The 16,180-nt window shown below is 61.4% G+C and carries 17 protein-coding genes; 11 read left to right on the plus strand and 6 right to left on the minus strand.

Features of this window, described 5'->3' with window-relative positions; genetic code table 11:
* Positions 1-29 precede the first annotated feature (29 nt).
* Positions 30-1,487 (minus strand): sugar porter family MFS transporter, encoded by a 1,458-nt coding sequence (locus ACTHXA_RS12150; RefSeq protein ID WP_441672723.1) that lies wholly within the window; start codon positions 1,485-1,487, stop codon positions 30-32.
* A 160-nt stretch (positions 1,488-1,647) separates the two neighbouring features.
* On the opposite strand from ACTHXA_RS12150, the gene ACTHXA_RS12155 reads away from it, so the two are divergent.
* The 8 genes from ACTHXA_RS12155 to ACTHXA_RS12190 all read left to right on the plus strand — a co-directional run bounded on the left by ACTHXA_RS12155 (position 1,648) and on the right by ACTHXA_RS12190 (position 10,017).
* Positions 1,648-2,700 (plus strand): LacI family DNA-binding transcriptional regulator, encoded by a 1,053-nt coding sequence (locus ACTHXA_RS12155; RefSeq protein ID WP_441672725.1) that lies wholly within the window; start codon positions 1,648-1,650, stop codon positions 2,698-2,700.
* A gap of 221 nt (positions 2,701-2,921) precedes the next feature.
* Entirely contained in the window at positions 2,922-4,166 is a 1,245-nt protein-coding gene (locus tag ACTHXA_RS12160) for a Gfo/Idh/MocA family protein (RefSeq protein ID WP_441672727.1), read from the plus strand.
* Between the two features lie 5 nt (positions 4,167-4,171).
* Positions 4,172-5,068: a sugar phosphate isomerase/epimerase family protein gene (locus ACTHXA_RS12165; RefSeq protein ID WP_441672729.1), complete on the plus strand. Its 897-nt coding sequence runs from the start codon at positions 4,172-4,174 to the stop codon at positions 5,066-5,068.
* 3 nt (positions 5,069-5,071) lie between these two features.
* Entirely contained in the window at positions 5,072-6,124 is a 1,053-nt protein-coding gene (locus tag ACTHXA_RS12170) for a Gfo/Idh/MocA family protein (protein ID WP_441672731.1), read from the plus strand.
* Between the two features lie 45 nt (positions 6,125-6,169).
* Positions 6,170-7,183, plus strand: coding sequence for an inositol 2-dehydrogenase (gene iolG / locus ACTHXA_RS12175; protein ID WP_441672733.1), 1,014 nt, complete (start codon positions 6,170-6,172; stop codon positions 7,181-7,183).
* A gap of 10 nt (positions 7,184-7,193) precedes the next feature.
* A complete protein-coding gene (locus ACTHXA_RS12180; protein ID WP_441672735.1) occupies positions 7,194-8,066 on the plus strand; it encodes a sugar phosphate isomerase/epimerase family protein in 873 nt (290 codons plus the stop codon).
* A gap of 52 nt (positions 8,067-8,118) precedes the next feature.
* Positions 8,119-8,949: an HAD family hydrolase gene (locus tag ACTHXA_RS12185; protein WP_441672737.1), complete on the plus strand. Its 831-nt coding sequence runs from the start codon at positions 8,119-8,121 to the stop codon at positions 8,947-8,949.
* A 381-nt stretch (positions 8,950-9,330) separates the two neighbouring features.
* Entirely contained in the window at positions 9,331-10,017 is a 687-nt protein-coding gene (locus ACTHXA_RS12190) for a DNA alkylation repair protein (protein WP_441672739.1), read from the plus strand.
* A gap of 98 nt (positions 10,018-10,115) precedes the next feature.
* Here ACTHXA_RS12190 and trhA read toward each other — a convergent pair whose 3' ends face one another.
* Together trhA and ACTHXA_RS12200 are read right to left on the minus strand one after the other, a co-directional pair.
* Positions 10,116-10,862, minus strand: a complete 747-nt coding sequence (trhA, locus tag ACTHXA_RS12195) for a PAQR family membrane homeostasis protein TrhA (RefSeq protein ID WP_441672741.1) — start codon at positions 10,860-10,862, stop codon at positions 10,116-10,118.
* A 43-nt stretch (positions 10,863-10,905) separates the two neighbouring features.
* Positions 10,906-11,850: a TetR/AcrR family transcriptional regulator gene (locus ACTHXA_RS12200; protein ID WP_441672743.1), complete on the minus strand. Its 945-nt coding sequence runs from the start codon at positions 11,848-11,850 to the stop codon at positions 10,906-10,908.
* Positions 11,851-11,978: 128 nt separating this feature from the next.
* On the opposite strand from ACTHXA_RS12200, the gene ACTHXA_RS12205 reads away from it, so the two are divergent.
* Positions 11,979-12,902, plus strand: coding sequence for an ATP-binding cassette domain-containing protein (locus tag ACTHXA_RS12205; RefSeq protein WP_441672745.1), 924 nt, complete (start codon positions 11,979-11,981; stop codon positions 12,900-12,902).
* A complete protein-coding gene (locus ACTHXA_RS12210; RefSeq protein WP_441672747.1) occupies positions 12,899-13,648 on the plus strand; it encodes an ABC transporter permease in 750 nt (249 codons plus the stop codon). Before ACTHXA_RS12205 ends, ACTHXA_RS12210 begins: the two co-directional genes overlap by 4 nt.
* 30 nt (positions 13,649-13,678) lie before the next feature.
* Here ACTHXA_RS12210 and ACTHXA_RS12215 read toward each other — a convergent pair whose 3' ends face one another.
* The 3 genes from ACTHXA_RS12215 to ACTHXA_RS12225 all read right to left on the minus strand — a co-directional run bounded on the left by ACTHXA_RS12215 (position 13,679) and on the right by ACTHXA_RS12225 (position 15,687).
* Positions 13,679-14,908 (minus strand): AI-2E family transporter, encoded by a 1,230-nt coding sequence (locus ACTHXA_RS12215; RefSeq protein ID WP_441672749.1) that lies wholly within the window; start codon positions 14,906-14,908, stop codon positions 13,679-13,681.
* Between the two features lie 120 nt (positions 14,909-15,028).
* Positions 15,029-15,439, minus strand: coding sequence for a type II toxin-antitoxin system VapC family toxin (locus ACTHXA_RS12220; RefSeq protein ID WP_441672751.1), 411 nt, complete (start codon positions 15,437-15,439; stop codon positions 15,029-15,031).
* Positions 15,436-15,687 carry a type II toxin-antitoxin system prevent-host-death family antitoxin gene (locus tag ACTHXA_RS12225; RefSeq protein WP_441672753.1) on the minus strand — a complete coding sequence of 84 codons (252 nt, stop codon included), beginning with the start codon at positions 15,685-15,687 and terminating at the stop codon, positions 15,436-15,438. Before ACTHXA_RS12225 ends, ACTHXA_RS12220 begins: the two co-directional genes overlap by 4 nt.
* Before the next feature lie 96 nt (positions 15,688-15,783).
* Here ACTHXA_RS12225 and ACTHXA_RS12230 point away from each other — a divergent pair, with 96 nt between their 5' ends.
* Positions 15,784-16,161, plus strand: a complete 378-nt coding sequence (locus tag ACTHXA_RS12230) for a hypothetical protein (protein WP_441672755.1) — start codon at positions 15,784-15,786, stop codon at positions 16,159-16,161.
* The last annotated feature ends 19 nt before the right edge of the window (positions 16,162-16,180 follow it).

Genomic DNA, 16,180 nt, shown 5'->3' on the forward strand with positions numbered 1-16,180 from the left:
ACCTCACACTCTGGTGTGAGCGCGAATGACTACTTTCTACCCTTCTTGGAAGGGAAGGTGTAGACGGCACCCGTGGTGACGTCCTGTTCCAAGGCCTCGAGCGAGCGTCCGCGAGTCTCGGGGACCTGCGTGATCACAAAGATCAGGGCGAGAACGCCGACACCGGCGAACATGAAGAAGGTACCGGTGATGCCGGTGGCTTCAATGAGCGTCGGGACGTACAGCGCGAGGAATCCGTTCACCGTCCAGCCGAAGAACACCGAGATACCGATGCCGAGTCCGCGCATGTGCAGCGGGAAGATCTCCGCGAGCCAGACCCATACCGCCACATTCAAGAAGGTCTGCATCGAGAAGACGAAGCCGACGATCAGCACGAGCAGGATCCACGGACGCGCTTCCATGCCTTCAGGGAGGACGATCGAGGCGATACCGATAAGTACGTGGAAAGTCGTGGTCAGGGTAAGACCGATCGCGAAGGTCGTGCGGCGATCGAGGCGGTCCATATTGCGCAACGCGATGAGGCCACCGATCACGGCTACGACACCCGGTGCGATATTCGCAATGAGTGCGGCGTTCTCGGCGAAGCCGGCGTCGATCAGGATGCGCTGACCGTAGTACATGATCGAGTTAATACCCGTGAGCTGCTGTGCCATCGCGACACCCATACCGACAAGCACGATTCGAAGCAGCCATTTATTGGCGAAGATCGCGCCAAGCCCGACCTTTACTTCCTTTTGTTCTTCGCTCGCGATGCGCTCGATGTCTGCAAGTTCGGCGATCGCGCGGTCTTCCGAGCGAACGGTCTTGAGGACCTCGAGGGCCTTGTCATTGCGCCCCTTTTCGACGTACCAGCGAGGTGATTCGGGCATCCGCAGCATGCCGACGAACAGGAAGATGGCGGGGATCGCGCACAGCGCGAACATGATGCGCCAGACGCCGTCGATGTGGCCCCACACGTTTCCGATGATGGCGTTCATCACGAAAGCGGCGAGCTGACCGCTCACGATTGCGAGCTCATTACGGCCGGTAATTGATCCGCGGATCTCGAGGGGCGCGAGTTCGGCGAGGTAGACGGGGACGACGGTGGATGCGCCACCGACCGCGAGCCCGAGCATGATTCGCCCGGCGACAAGAAGAGTAAAGCCCGGTGCCGTAACGACCATGACAGTGCCGAGGAAGAACATGATCGACAGCAGGATGATGGTCTTGCGGCGACCGATCGCATCCGAGACTTTTCCGCCGAAGAGCGCGCCAACCGCCGCGGCGAACACGAGCGAGGAGATCACCACACCGAGGCCGATGTCGGTGAGCCCGAGCTCAAGCTGCATCGGACGTTCGGCGCCATTCGCGACTCCGGTGTCATAGCCGAAGAGCAAACCACCAAAGCTTGCGATGACCGAGATAAGCCCGAGTCGTTTACGGTGTGGCCCAGGCTTGAGCGGTGGCAGTTTTGATTCCCGCAGATTTGCCGGTTGTGCGGTTGTCATTCGTTGACTCCTTCATCCGATGTGTCCGGAGGGGCTTCGTTACCCAGCGGACATCATGCCCGAGACACAATACGTCAGGACAAAATTGGATTCAACCGTTTGGGGAAAATTTTTGGACCGGTCCAGTCTGGATTCGCGAGCTGACCTGCATAATAGATAAATGAGTCATGACGACCTTCCTGTTGGCAGCGCCGCCAATGTGCCCCCATCGAAACGGCCGACGATCCGCGATGTCGCCGCGGCCGCCGGAGTCTCGAAATCGCTCGTATCGCTGGTGTTCTCGGGTGGCAGTGTGAGTGACGATCGTCGTCGACGGGTGGAGGATGCGGCGGAGGCGCTTGGCTATCGACCAAATATGACTGCCCGGTCGCTCGCCGCAGAGGCGGGAGATTTCACCGGCATACTCCTTGCCGACCTGCACAATTCGGTCTTCATTGCGATCGTGGATGCGGCCCGCAAGGAGCTCTCTCGGAGCGGTAAGGGAGTGCTGCTCACGTCTGCGGCCGTGGCTGACGAGCAGGGTGATTTGCGGCCGGACCTGCGCGCGCTACAAGTGCTCGGAGATCTCCGACCGCGGAGCATCCTTGCCGTCGGTTCGGCGCCCGAGTTGGAGGACCTGCCGAAATACGCGCCCAATGTGCCGATCGTGCTCGCGAGTTCGATCCCCGGGGGTATGCGGGTGGATGCAACGGTGCGCACGGATGACATCGTTGGGGTGGGTCTCACGGTTGATCACCTCGTTGAGCGGGGGCATCGGCACATTGCGCACGTGGGTGGTCGGGGCGGGCTCGTCGCGGAGAGTCGACTCGAGGGCTATCTCGAAGCGATGCGCAGGCACGGTCTCGAGCAGTTCAATCGCGTCGAGGCATCCGACTACACCGAGCAGGCTGGCTACGACGCGGCCTGGCGCCTGTTGACTGCGGGGCATCGGCCGACAGCAATCATCGCAGTCAATGACCTTGCTGCCGTCGGGGTGATGGCGGCGATTGCTGATTCGGGGATTGATTCGGCGGTTGCAGTGACTGGCTATGACAACTCATATGTGTCGCAAGTGCGACAGGTTTCGCTTACGAGCGTCGATCCGCACAACGCAGAAATTGGCGTGATGGCGGCCCGGCGCATTATTGAGATCGAGGACGGCGGCGGAGTTTCGCAAATGGAAACCTTGATCGAGCCGAGCTTGGTTGTGCGATCTTCCAGCAGCGGGGCCTGATCGAAGCGAGCGTTCATGCTCCGTTGCTCCCTGCAAATACACACCAAAATCACGCCTACTGCCGCTTGACATGGGCTTTGATTCCGGCATAGATTGGACCGGTCCAGAGATGGATAAGTGTTAACAAATGGCGCAGCGTCGCGTGTCGGTGGATCGAACTACACTTCCCGCGCGTCAGCTCGACAACAACTGGCATACCCGCCCCAAAATAGGAGGTCGACATGACCGCATCCCTCTCGACGCCGCGCTCGGAGGATTCCTCGAGCCTTCCCGTCGAAAAGCGCACCATCGGTGTTGGCCTCATCAGCGTTGGCTGGATGGGTAAGCTCCACAGCCGCGCCTATCGCAATCTGCCAACCTTCTACCCCGAACTCGGCATTTCGCCTCGGTTGGTCGTCGCCGCCGACACCGCACCGCAGGCGCAGGACTACGCCGTCAACGTGCTCGGATTTGAATCGGCAGTTGCCGACTACCGCGAGGTGCTCGCCAATCCCGACGTCGAGGTCGTCTCGATCTGTGCCCCGAACTTCCTGCACGCCGAGCTCGGCATCGCCGCAGCGAAGGCTGGCAAGCACATCTGGATCGAGAAGCCGGTCGGTCGTGGCGCTCACGAAACCGCGGCAATCCGCGAGGCCGTCGTTGAAGCGGGTGTGGCCTCGGCAATCGGCTTTAACTACCGCCAGCCACCGGCGATTCAGTACGCGCGCGAGCTCATCAACGACGGCAAACTCGGCCGAATCACCAACATCCGCGGACGCTTCTTCGGCGGCTTTAACTCCGACCCGTCCTTCCCCCTCGCATGGCGCTTCATCCGTGAATACGCGGGCTCTGGCGTACTCGGTGACCTCATGGGGCACCTCGTAGACCTCACGCAATACATGCTCGGCCCCATTGGCGCGATCACCGCATCCACCGGGACCTACATCACCGAACGTCCTGCGATGAAGGGCAGCCCCGAGGAAGGTAAGCTCCTCCCGGTCGAAAACGAGGACTACGCAAACATGCTCGTGCGCTTCGACGACTCGGCACTCGCAGCCGGCGCTCTCGGTAGCCTCGAAGCATCCTGGATCGCCCTCGGACCGCAAGCTGAGTACTCGATCGAAATCTTCGGTACCGAAGGCTCGCTCCGCTGGAACTTTGAGCGCCTCAACGAACTCGAAGTGGCCTTCCGCGACGAAAACGGTGCCGCGAACTACACGCGACTCTTCGCGAACCCGACCTTCCCCGAATTCGCGCGCTTCCAGCCTTCGACCGGTACCTCGATGGGCTACGACGACCTCAAGATCATCGAAGCGAGCAAATTCTTGCGCTCGGTGACCGGCGAGACCGAGGTGAGCTCGAACATCCACGACGCCCTCGCCTCGGCACAGGTCCTCACCGCGGCCGAAGAGTCCGCGAAATCCGGCCAGTGGGTCGACACCCCCGTCGTCCCCGGTAACACCAGCAACGTTCGTAAGGAGGCCTAATTCACATGGCTGCACCAAAAATTGCCACCGCGCCCATTAGCTGGGGCGTCAGCGAAGTCCCCGGCTGGGGTGTCCAGCTCGCGCCCGAGCGTGTGCTCCGCGAAATGCGCGAACTCGGCTTCGAAGCAACCGAACTCGGCCCCGAAGGGTTCTTGCCCGAAGCGCCCGCCGACAAGGCTGCAGAGCTCGCGAAGTTTGACTTGAAAGCGATCGGCAGCTTCGTCCCCGTGGTGTTGCACGACGCCGATGTCGACCCGCTGCCGCGCATCGCCCGCGAACTTGACGACTACGACGCCGCTGGCGCCGGCGTGCTAATTGTTGCCGCAGTGACCGGCCAGGACGGTTACGACGTGGCGCGCGAACCGCTGACCGACGAGCAGTGGTCGACGCTGTTCGCGAACCTCGACGCGATTCGCGAACTCGCCGAATCCCGCGGGGTGACCGCAGCGCTCCACCCGCACGTGGGCACCGTTGTCGAAACCGCGGAAGAAGTGCAGCGAGTAATCGATGGCTCAACGGCGCTCTTCTGCTTCGACACCGGACACCTCATGATCGGCGGGGTAGACCCGGTCGAGTTCGCCGAAAAGCATGCCGCTCGCATCGCGCACACGCACCTCAAGGATGTCTCGACCGAGGGGATGCTTCGGGTCAAGAACGGTGAGGTCACCTACTACGACGCGATCGAGGTCGACAGCCTCTATCGTCCACTCGGTCAGGGCGATGTCGATGTGCGCGCGATCATCGCGAGCCTCGTCGCCGCCGGTTTTGACGGCTGGTTCGTGCTCGAGCAGGACAAGGTGGTTCGCACCGATCCTGCCGAAGGTGAGGGCCCGATTGAGGATGCGCGCGCGAGCGTGGAATTCTTGCGGTCGGTACTTCGCGAACTCGAGCAGGGGAGCTAGGCAATGCGGATTGGCATTATCGGACTCGGCCGTATCGGCCTCATGCATGCTCGAAACCTCGCCCAGACCGAAGGCGTGGACGAAGTCGTGCTGCTCGGCCGGAACCCTGAGAAGATCACGGCTGCGAAGGCAGAGCTTGAGACGGCACTGGCACCGGGTGCACCTGCCGAACTCGCAGGCGACCTCGCGCCAGGCGGGTCTGCGGCCACTTTGACCATCGGTGGCGGCTTCGACGACGCGCTTGAGTCGGTGGACGGCATCGTCATCGCGACCTCGACGGCGACCCACCCCGAACTGACCCTCAAGGCGGCTCGAGCGGGTGTCCCAACGCTCGTCGAGAAACCGCTTGCACTCGACCTTGACGAGCTCGAGCAGCTCGCCGATGACCTCGAGGCCACCGGCACCGAGGTGATGGTGGCATTCCACCGTCGTTACGACCCCGGACATCAAGAACTGCGTCGGCGTATCGCTGATGGCGATCTCGGCACGCTGCGCGCCGTCACCGCAACGGCTCACGACCGGTTGCCGCTGTCCGCTGACTACATCCCGACTTCGGGCGGGATGTGGCTCGACATGGTGATTCACGATTTCGACGCGATTCCTTGGGTCACCGGCCAGAAGGTCAAGCGCGTTTGGGCCACCGGCTCGGTGCTCGACCACGAGGTGCACGCCGAACACGGCGATGTCGATTCCGCGGTTGCCGCACTCGTCTTTGAATCCGGTGCGGTTGCGACCGTGAGCGGGATGCGCCGAAACGATGCGGGGCAGGACATGCGTCTCGAGGTGTTCGGCTCCGAGAACTCCTTCGCCGCCGGGTTCGAGCCGCGCACCCCAATGGTCTCGACCGAACCGGGCGTTTCGGCACCAGCCGATCCCTACGACCAGTCCATGGACCGCTTCGAGCGCGCTTTCCGCGCGGAAGCGAAAGCGTTTATCGACGTGATCAACGGCAAGGGTGAAAACCTCACGCCGCCGCGCGCGGGGCTGGGCGCAATTCGTCTGGCGCTTGCCGCTGATGAGTCGCTCCGCACCGGGCAACCGGTCGACCTCGACTAGCTATCGTTCGCCAATTCATCCATTTTTATTCGCAAAGGACGCGAAATGACCACTCCGTTTAAGATCGGACTCATCGGTACCGGCCGTATCGGCCAGGTGCACGCCGCAAGTATCGCGGCACTGAACGAAACCACGCTGCAGTGGGTCGCCGACCCGTTCATCGAGGGCGCGCAAAAGGTCGCCGCACAGTACGGCGCACCGAACGTCACCGCCGATGCGCTCGAACTCATCAACTCGGGCGACGTCGACGCGATTGTGATCGCATCCCCAACACCGACCCACGTCGACCTCATTTCGGCAGCCATCGATGCCGGAGTGCCCGCACTGTGCGAGAAACCGATCGATCTCGACATCGCGCGCGTTGACGCGCTTCGCGAAAAGGCCAGCGCATCCTCGACGCCGATCGCGCTTGGCTTCAATCGCCGCTTCGACCCGCACTTCGCGGAACTGCACCGTCGAGTCCAGGCCGGTCAGATTGGCAAGCTCGAGCAGCTGACGATTATTAGCCGTGACCCGGCCGAGCCGCCGATTGAGTACGTGAAGGTCTCCGGTGGCATCTTCCGCGACATGACCATCCACGACTTCGACATGGCGCGGTTCTTCGTGCCGGAGATTGTGGAAGTGACGGCACGTGGCGCGAACCAGTTCAGCGAGGAAATTGCGGCCGTGGGTGACTATGACTCCGCCATTGTGACGCTTCGCGGTGCCGGTGGCGAGTTCGTGACGATCACGAATTCGCGCCACAGCTCCTACGGGTATGACCAGCGGCTCGAGGCATTCGGATCGCTCGGGATGCTGCAGGCAACGAACGTGGGCCCGACCACGGTTCGGCTCTACACCGAGGAACAGGTCGAGGCGCAAGCCCCGTACCAGAACTTCTTCCTCGAGCGCTACGCCGCCGCATACCAGCTCGAGCTCGCCGCGTTCATCGCGTCGATTCGCGAGGGAGTGCCCGCGAGCCCCGGTTTCGATGATGGTCGCGCGGCGCTGCTGCTTGCCAATGCGGCGGTGCAGTCGGCGGCCGAGGGTGTATCCGTCGCGGTCGATCTGAACGCATAGGGCCGCCTCGATGACTATCACTCCTTCGCTCGTCGCGACCTGCTGGACCAGCGCGGGCGCGGCAATGCCCGCGGCAGCATCCGAACTCAGCCCGTTCTCGGCGGTATCGCGCGTGCGCGCGGCTGCCGAGCACGGTTGGTCGGGCCTCGGTTTCGGGCAAGACGACCTCCGGCAAGTGCGCGAGACGATCGGGTTCGCAGCACTTCGCGAGACGATCGAGGATGCGGGACTCAGCCACGTGGAGGTCGAGCTCGCCTCGGGCTGGTGGAAGCCTCGGGAATACCAGGGCGGGCCGTCGCGATGGTTCGAGAACTGGGAACTCTTGCTCGAAGCAGCCGAGGCGCTCGGCGCATCCTTCATCAAAGCCGGAACCGACTTTGCCGAACCGCTCACGGACTTCGAACCGTACGTTGAGCCATTCCGGCAGCTCGCCGTTGAGGCGCAGGATGCGGGCACTCGCGTTGCGCTCGAGCCGCTACCGTTCGGTCGTTTCGCGACGATGCCGTTCGGCGCGGAGTTCATCCGTTCGGTGGACCACGAAGCGGCCGGTCTTGTCGTTGACTTCTGGCACGTGTTTCGCGCGGGCACCTCGCTCGCGGAACTCGAGCAATCGCTCACTGCCGATATCGTTTTTGGCGTGGAACTGAGTGACGCGCGTGAGGCGGCTGAAGGCACGCTCTTCGAAGACACTCGCGATCGCCGCACGCTCATTGGTGAAGGCGATCAGGATGTTCCGGGGTTTATTCGAACCATGCGCGCGATTGGCTGGGACGGTCCTTGGGGCGTGGAGATTCTCTCGAGCGAGCATCGCGAACGCTCCTTGGATGAGGCGCTTCGGGTTGCGCACGATACTGCTGCGAGCGTGTTCAACGGGGTGGAATAGGGTTCAGCTGTGGCGCTGACTTGCCATCGAAGCGTAGGGGAGCAGGATCCATTTGGCTGAGGCATGGACATCGTTACCGTCTGAACCGCAAGACATTCGACTCGTGATTTGTGACATGGATGGGACGCTGCTGCGCAACGACGGCAGCGTCCCGGACACGTTCTGGCCACTGCTGGACCGGATGCACGCACGTGATATCGCGTTCGTCCCGGCAAGTGGTCGCCAGCGGGCCACGCTCGAAAAGCTGTTTCCGGGCGATCTTGCGCGATCCTGCATCGCCGAGAACGGAAATCTCGTCGTGCACCACAACGAGGTGGTGTCTACGACCACGGTGGCGCGCGAAGTCGCTCACGCGATTATCGACACCGTTCGCGCACACGCGCAGCGTTACGACCTCGGGTTGGTGCTGTGCGGGGTTGCGCAGGCCTATGTGGAGCGCTCGGATCGGGCTTTTCTCGATGAGGCGGACAAATACTATGCGCGCTTATCGGTGGTCGATGACCTGCGCGCGGTGACCGACGGCATCCTGAAGCTCGCGGTCTTCGACTTCAACGGTGCGGAACGTACCGCGACCGAGGTGTTTGGTGGCTTCGCCGAATCGCAGCAGGTAGTGGTGTCGGGGGAGCACTGGATCGACATTATGAGCCGCGGCGTCGACAAGGGCCGCGGCGTGGTGGCGCTGCAGGAGGCGCTTGGCGTGTCGCCTGCGCACACCGCTGTGTTCGGCGACTACCTCAATGACTTCGAGATGCTCGCCAAAGCTGACTGGTCGTTCGCAATGGCGAACGCTCATCCGAAGATTCTCGCCGAAGCGCGCTACCGCGCACCCTCCAACGAGGAGGACGGCGTCGTCACCGTGCTTGGCCGACTCCTCGGGGAGTAGTCGCGCTGGCGTGCCGTGCAGTGGCGTGGCGTGCAAGTGGCGTGGCGTGGCGTGCAGTGGCGTGCCGTGCCGCGTCCGCCCACCCGCAGGCTCTGTCCGGCTCGCAGTTCCCAACCGGAATACCACCCGAAACACCGTTGACCACTTTCAGGAAAGTGGTACCCCACGTTTCGGGTGGTATTGCGCGATCAAGGGACTGGAAGGACGCGCTGGATGAACGCGCACGATCAAGGGTCCGGGTGAACGCGCTGGGTCAAGGGCCTGGGTGAACGCGCTGGATGAACGCACCGAAAGAACGGACTGGGAAGACCGGGCAAAGCGGGGGAAAACCATGCCGCCAGCCGTAAAATGGGGAGTCCGCAAGCACGGCAGGAGACCGCGATGGCAACCAAGACAACTGGCGAAGAACTCAGCGTTGACGAAGTGCTGACCGAACTCGCGGCACTCGAAGACCCGAAGACTCGCGCAGTCAATGAGAAGCACGGCGACGATCACGGAGTGAAGCTTGCGGAAATCCGCGCGCTCGCGAAACGGCTCAAGACGCAGCACGAGCTCGCTGTCGAACTCTGGGCAACGAAGAACACTGCCGCCAGACTCGTCGCAATACTGATCTGCAGGCCGAAAGCCTTTGACTACGAAGAGCTCGATGCGATGCTGCGCGAGGCACGCATCCCAAAAGTGCATGACTGGCTGGTGAACTACGTCGTGAAAAAGAGCAAGCATGTCGAGCCACTTCGTGAGACCTGGTTCGCGGACACCGACCCCGTCGTTGCGAGTGCGGGGTGGGCGCTCACGAGCGCGCGCGTCACGAAGCAACCCGAGGGCATCGACCTGGCGGGGTTGCTCGACACGATCGAAGCCGAAATGAAGGATGCTCCGGATCGGCTGCAGTGGGCTATGAACGAGAATCTCGCGCAGATTGGCATTGCGCATCCCGACTATCGGGCTCGCGCGCTCGACATTGGTGAGCGGCTCGAAGTACTCAAGGACTACCCGACGCCACCGAACTGCACTTCACCGTTTGCGCCGATCTGGATCAATGAAATGGTGCGGCGTCAGAGCAAATAGCTGCTAGAGCAAATAGCTGCCCGGGCACGGAACACGGACGGCGGCGTACAGCCGCGAGTGGAGCCGCAACCGTCAGTTCGCCAGCAGCACACCCCGCATTACCCAAACGGCGGATTAATCGCAACGAGTAGGATCGCCGTCCAATGGCACAAGAACGCCAACACTGTCGCCGTGTGGAAGATTTCGTGGAAACCGAACACACCGGGAACTGGATTCGGACGCTTCATCCCGTAAACCACGGCACCGGCTGAGTACAGAAGGCCGCCGACAACGACGAGTACCATCATCGCGACATTCGCATTGACGAGGTCCACGATGTACATCACCGCCGCCCAACCCAGTAGCAAGTACAGCGGCACATAGAGCCAGCGCGGCGCAGTCACCCAGAATATTCGGAAGCCGATCCCGAGAGCCGCGCCCGCCCATACCAACGTGAGCAAAAGCATCCCTTTTTCTTGCGGCAGCGCGAGCACCGCGAGGGGCGTATAGGTGCCCGCGATCAGCAAGAAGATATTCGCGTGATCGAGACGGCGGAAAAGCTGTTTCACTTTCGGCCGCCAATTGAAGCGGTGGTACAGCGCCGAGATACCGAATAGCAGCATCGAAGTGAGCATAAACACCGCTGAGGACCACGTTGCCGCAGGCCCGTCGGCAAGTACGAGCAGCACGATGCCCGCCGCGATCGTGACCGGGAATGTGCCAGCGTGAATCCAGCCGCGCCAGGACGGTTTGACGTCTTGCGCAGCGTATTGCGCCGACTCCTCGAGAAGTGGGATATTCGGCAGATCTGCCGCTGGTTCGGATTCGACCTGCTGGGAGGTTGCACCGTTGCTCGGATCGGTCATGCGTTCAGTGTAGGAGCTTGGGATGTCGCGTTTAGTCATCGAATTAGCCCTTTTTCTCTGCAGTTTTCTTGGCACGTTCCCGCGCCTCATGGAGCGCTTGACGCTCGCGCTTGCGCGCATCGCGAAGGTCCTTTTCGAGGTCCCGCACCGACTTTTTCGCGTCTCGGTAGCGCTTGTCTGAGGTCACTTCAGGCAGTTCGGGCTCCGGATAGGTCGGTTGCGTGAGGCGTTCGGCGCCGGAATCGAGGTTCGCAATGTAGTCAGCTACACCGTCCAGGATGCGCTCGAGCGTGAAGCTGAACGGGTCGCCTTCCGCGAGAAATACGCCGGCATCGATCGCGCGACGAAGTGAAGGGAACTCCTCCGAGGAAATGAGCTCGTCGAAATAGCCGGCTTCGATTCTCGTGATTTCTTCATCCGATCGTCCCGTTGTACGGGATTGATACGCGTATCCGGCCAAGACAATGCCGACCCACCGTGAGTGACCGGTGATGGCCAGGGCGACGGCCACGCGCTCTTCATCGTTGAGCGGGGTGTGTTCGAGCGCCGCGAGGCACGCGTCGAGCCAGGATGCGGAATTCGGTGTGACCGTGGATCCGGTGATTGGCACGTCGACAATCCACGGATGTGCGATATAGGTGCGGACTTGCGCATCGGAAAGTGCGCGGAGGGTGTCGCGCCAGCCGTCTTGTTCGCGCGTTGATTCCGGGGGAATCCCGGTTGCAGTTTCCTGCATGAGCAGAATGAGGTCGTCTTTGGCCGTGACATATCGGTAGAGCGACATTGGTGTGAAACCGAGTTTCGCTGCCACCGCTGCCATCGAGACTGCGCCGAGCCCTTCCGCATCCGCGAGTTCGATCGCCGCATCAACAATGCGCTCGACGCTCATTTCTCGCTTGGGACCGCGCTGCGGGCTTGCCGCAACGCCCCACGCGAGCGCGACATCGCGAGGGATTGCCTCATTGATCGGATCTTCGAAGTCAGCCACCCACCCATCCTAACTTCGTATATGCCCTAAACCTCTGTTTATGAGGTAAACAGTCTGTTAGTGTCGTACACAGTTTACGGCATACGCAGTCTCATGCGGGGGCTCCGTGATGAGAGGAAGTGAGAGATATGGCTAAAAAACCGGTGCATGCGCCAGCGATTTCCGTCGTCGATTTGCGCAAGTCATTCCGCACCAACCGGGTGATCGATGGCCTCAGCTTTGCGGTCGCATCCGGATCAATTTTTGCGCTGCTTGGCGCGAATGGCGCGGGAAAGACAACGACCATCAACATTCTGACCACCCTCGTGGCGGCCGACGGCGGTCGCGCCGAAGTGCTCGGTCACGATGTTTCGAGCGCTCCGGATGCGGTCAAGCGCCGCATCGGGGTAACCGGGCAATCGGCCGCCGTGGATGACGTCTTGACCGGTTTCGAGAACATCACCATGTTTGCCCGATTGCGAGGATTGAAAGGGCGGGATGCTCGCGCCCGCGCGACCGAACTGCTCACCGAATTTGGGTTGACCGGTGCAGCCAGCCGTCAGGTTGGCACCTATTCCGGTGGGATGCGCCGCAGACTTGATCTCGCACTGAGCTTCGTGGTGCGTCCGGAAGTCCTATTTCTCGATGAACCGACTACCGGACTCGACGCGAGAAGCCGTCAAGACCTGTGGCACGTCATCCGTCAGCTCGCGGCGAGTGGCACAACGGTGCTCCTGACGACCCAGTACTTGGACGAGGCAGACCAACTCGCCGACCGAATTGCGGTCATGAACCACGGCCGAATCGTCGCGGAAGGCACACCGCGGGAACTCAAAGACGCGGTTGGGGCGACGAGCCTCGAACTCACAAATGACCGCGGCGAGCGCTTGCGGCACGTGCAGATCGACGGCACTCTCACCGACACGAAACGCGCACTCGACGCGCTCGATCGCGAAGGACTCCGCGGAACCGTGTCTGTCCGCCAGCCGACACTCGATGACGTATTTCTCGCGCTCACTGCGACCACAGAATCCAACCACCGCATCCACTCACCGCAAGGAACTGCACGATGACCGCCGAACTTGTGTTCTCCGGGCGAAGCCTTCGCCACTCACTCCGCGACGGTGAGTCGCTATTGCTTGCAATTCTGTTGCCGGTGATGCTGATGTTGCTGTTCACCTTCGTGTTCGGCAACGCGATCGACTCTTCAGGTGGCTATGTCAACTACATCGTGCCCGGAATTGTCCTGCTCTGTGCCGGATTTGGTGCATCCTCAACCGCGGTGTACGTCGCCAACGATATGAAGCGCGGCATCATCGACCGGTTCCGCACCATGCCGCTACGCGCAAACGCCGTACTGACCGGGCACGTGATTGCGAGTCTGCTGCGGAATTTACTCGCCACTGCGATCGTGTTTCTCGTCGCGCTGCTGCTCGGGTTTCGACCCGAAGCCGGCCCAGCGGGATGGCTTGGCGCGATCGGCCTGATCGCCCTCTATATCCTCGCCATCACCTATCTCTTCGCAGCGATTGGTCTCGCGGCCGGGAGTCCCGAAGCCGCGAACGGGTACGGCTTCATCATCCTGTTCGTGCCCTACCTGTCGAGCGCGTTCGTGCCCGTCGAAACCATGCCCGAATGGTTGCAGTGGGTTGCCGCGAATCAGCCGGTGACGCCGATAATCGAATCGATTCGAGGGATGCTTATGGGCACCTCGCTCGGAGAACACCTCGGTTGGGCGCTGGGCTGGTGCGGACTTGTCCTCGTCATCGCTGTCGCGTGGGGTGGCTGGTTATTTCGAACGAAGTCCGGCCGACGCTAAACGCTCGTGACGGATGCGCGGGTTTGATCGCTATGGCAGATCCGGCTCGGTCTTCGCATCTTGGTGAGGAACGACGACTTCCTTGATGATCAGGAGGATGGATGCGGTGACCGGGATTGCGACGAGCGCACCGAGGAAGCCGAGGAGTGTGCCGCCAACCATCGCGCCAATTACCACGAGGGAACCCGGTACGGAGATGGCGCGACTCATGACTCGCGGTGTCAGCACATACGCTTCGACCTGCATATAGATGAGGTACACGACGGCGAAAATGATGGCGGAGACGGGGTCGGCGAACAGCGCGATGGCACTGCCGAGCACCCAGAACGCGACCGTACCGATGAGCGGAATGATGGTGATGAAGAACGCGCCAACGGCCATCAGCGGCGGGAAGGGTAACCCGAGCACGGAGTAGAGGATGAGCACTATAATCGCGTTGAAGAACGCGAGGACCACCATTCCTTTGAGATACGCGCCCACCGACTGGGTAATTCGTTCGGTCAGATCGGCGACCCGTTCACGGTTCCATGCCGGTGCGAGTCGGTAGAAGGCGTTCTTCATGGACTCGAGGGAGGCCGTGAAATAGAGCGTCAGCACGAACACGATAATGCCTGAACTCACACCTCCGACGAGTCCGGCCCCGACCTCGAGCACGCCACCGCCGATGGTTGCGAGCGTCGCTGGGTTGAGCACAATATCTTGTGCTTGCTCGATCAGCGAAGTGATTCCGTCGCCAAAGTTTTCAGTGAGCCACGCGTAGGTCGTGGAGGTCATGAAGTCGTCGATGAACGCGGGCAGCCCTCGGAAGAACGACGTCAACTGGTCGACAATGATGGGAATCAACAGGCCGATAATGGCGAGGAAGGCGACCACCGTGGCGGCGCAGACGATGACGATGGCCCAGGTGCGCGAGGCTCCCCATCCTTGAATCATGCGCACCACGGGGTCGAGCCCGAGCGCGATGAACAGCGCAAGCACCGTCGAAATCAGGATCGACGTGAGGTCCGAAATTGCGAGCCCGAGGAGGATCGCGAGCAGCCCGCCGATGGTGAGCGAGAATCCGACCGCGACCGGGCGAGCGACAGCTGTTGTGATGAACTGCGTCGACTTGGGGCGGTAGCGGAGCGGGGTGCTGGCGCTGGTGCTGGTCGAGCCCGAGGTTGAGTCGGTGTCTGCGACGCGGACCTGTTCGGGGATGCTGTCGGCGGCTGGTTGCGCAGGCGATGGAGTAGACGGCAAATCGCCGTTGGGCTCAGTCATGCTTGTGATGCTACGCGCGGTAGTGCCCGTGCGTCTTCATCGGTGCGAATGTTGGTTGTAAGGATCTGGTTGGGGCATGCATTCTCTGGGGTGTTTATCCGAGTCGGCCGAAATGCCTCGTCACGAGTCCCAAGGACTAAGCAAGCGAACATCGATCTGTTGGAAAACTCTCGTATTCCGCGTGACTAGTGTCAGGCCATGCACGAGCGCGGTCGCTGCGATGAGTGCATCCATTTCCGGTAGCGGGTTGGGGATGTGCAGCGCTGCGGCCGTGATCGCGGTCCGTTCGTCCACTGGGAGAATCCGGTCCCCGAACATTGGTCGAACATCCTCATCAAGCCATAGTCGCAGCGAGCGTCCGCCAGCGGAATCACGACGTTCTTTTCGCCGGACTCCGCGCTCGAGTTCCAGTATCGTAATGACGCTAACGCCGAGGTCTCCAACCGCTTGGTCGTGCAGCCAGGCCATCAGCGCAGTTGACCGTTTCTGTCGAGCATCGCTGAGGATGTTCGTATCGAGTAAGTACTTCACAGGTCGAGCTCGCGAGGTGGCTCCATTCGACGCTCGAGGAGCTCCAGCTCAACTTCCTGGGTGTTTCGTGACCACAACCGGTCTCCCACGGATTCTCTTTGACCGGAGAGCCGATCGAACTCTTCTGCCGTCATCAACACATGTGAGGGCCGCCCGTGGTCGGTGATAGTGACCGGGCCGTGTTCCGCCGCTCGCTTTGCTGCCGAGACGTCGCGGTTGAAGTCACGGCTCGTGATCGAAGTGTCCATGGACGCGGCCCTCTCAGTTGTGCCTACAGTAGGTATTTTAGCAGCTGCGTGGGACACTGGAACTCGAGGTGGGCTTGTGTTGCAGAATTCTGTTGCATGGCAGAAGTTGCACAGCAGAAGCCGAAATCGCTACCTACGAGAATGTGGTTTACCTATCTCTGGAAACCAACCAACCAGAAGGAGTCCCAAATGTTCAACCGTGGCAAAATCCGCGACCTCGAAAGTCAACTAGAAGCCGCCCAACGGCATGCAGCGCAGTTGCAAAATGACTACACCAACCTGGACGGTCACCACCGAGAACTACGTGCAAAGCATGACGAGATCATGAACTTCACCAACAAGCACGGCGGTCGCGAAGCGTGGGCAGCAGACACCGTGCTCCCGAAGCTCGAAGAACAGGTACGAAAGCTCGAGGCCGAAAAGAAGCTGCTCCAAGGGGACCTAAACCTGGATCCACCGATAAATTTGGTGTGAGTTCGGCGGTTTAACTGAA

Source organism: Gulosibacter sp. (assembly GCF_052090685.1).
Taxonomy (GTDB): domain Bacteria; phylum Actinomycetota; class Actinomycetes; order Actinomycetales; family Microbacteriaceae; genus Gulosibacter.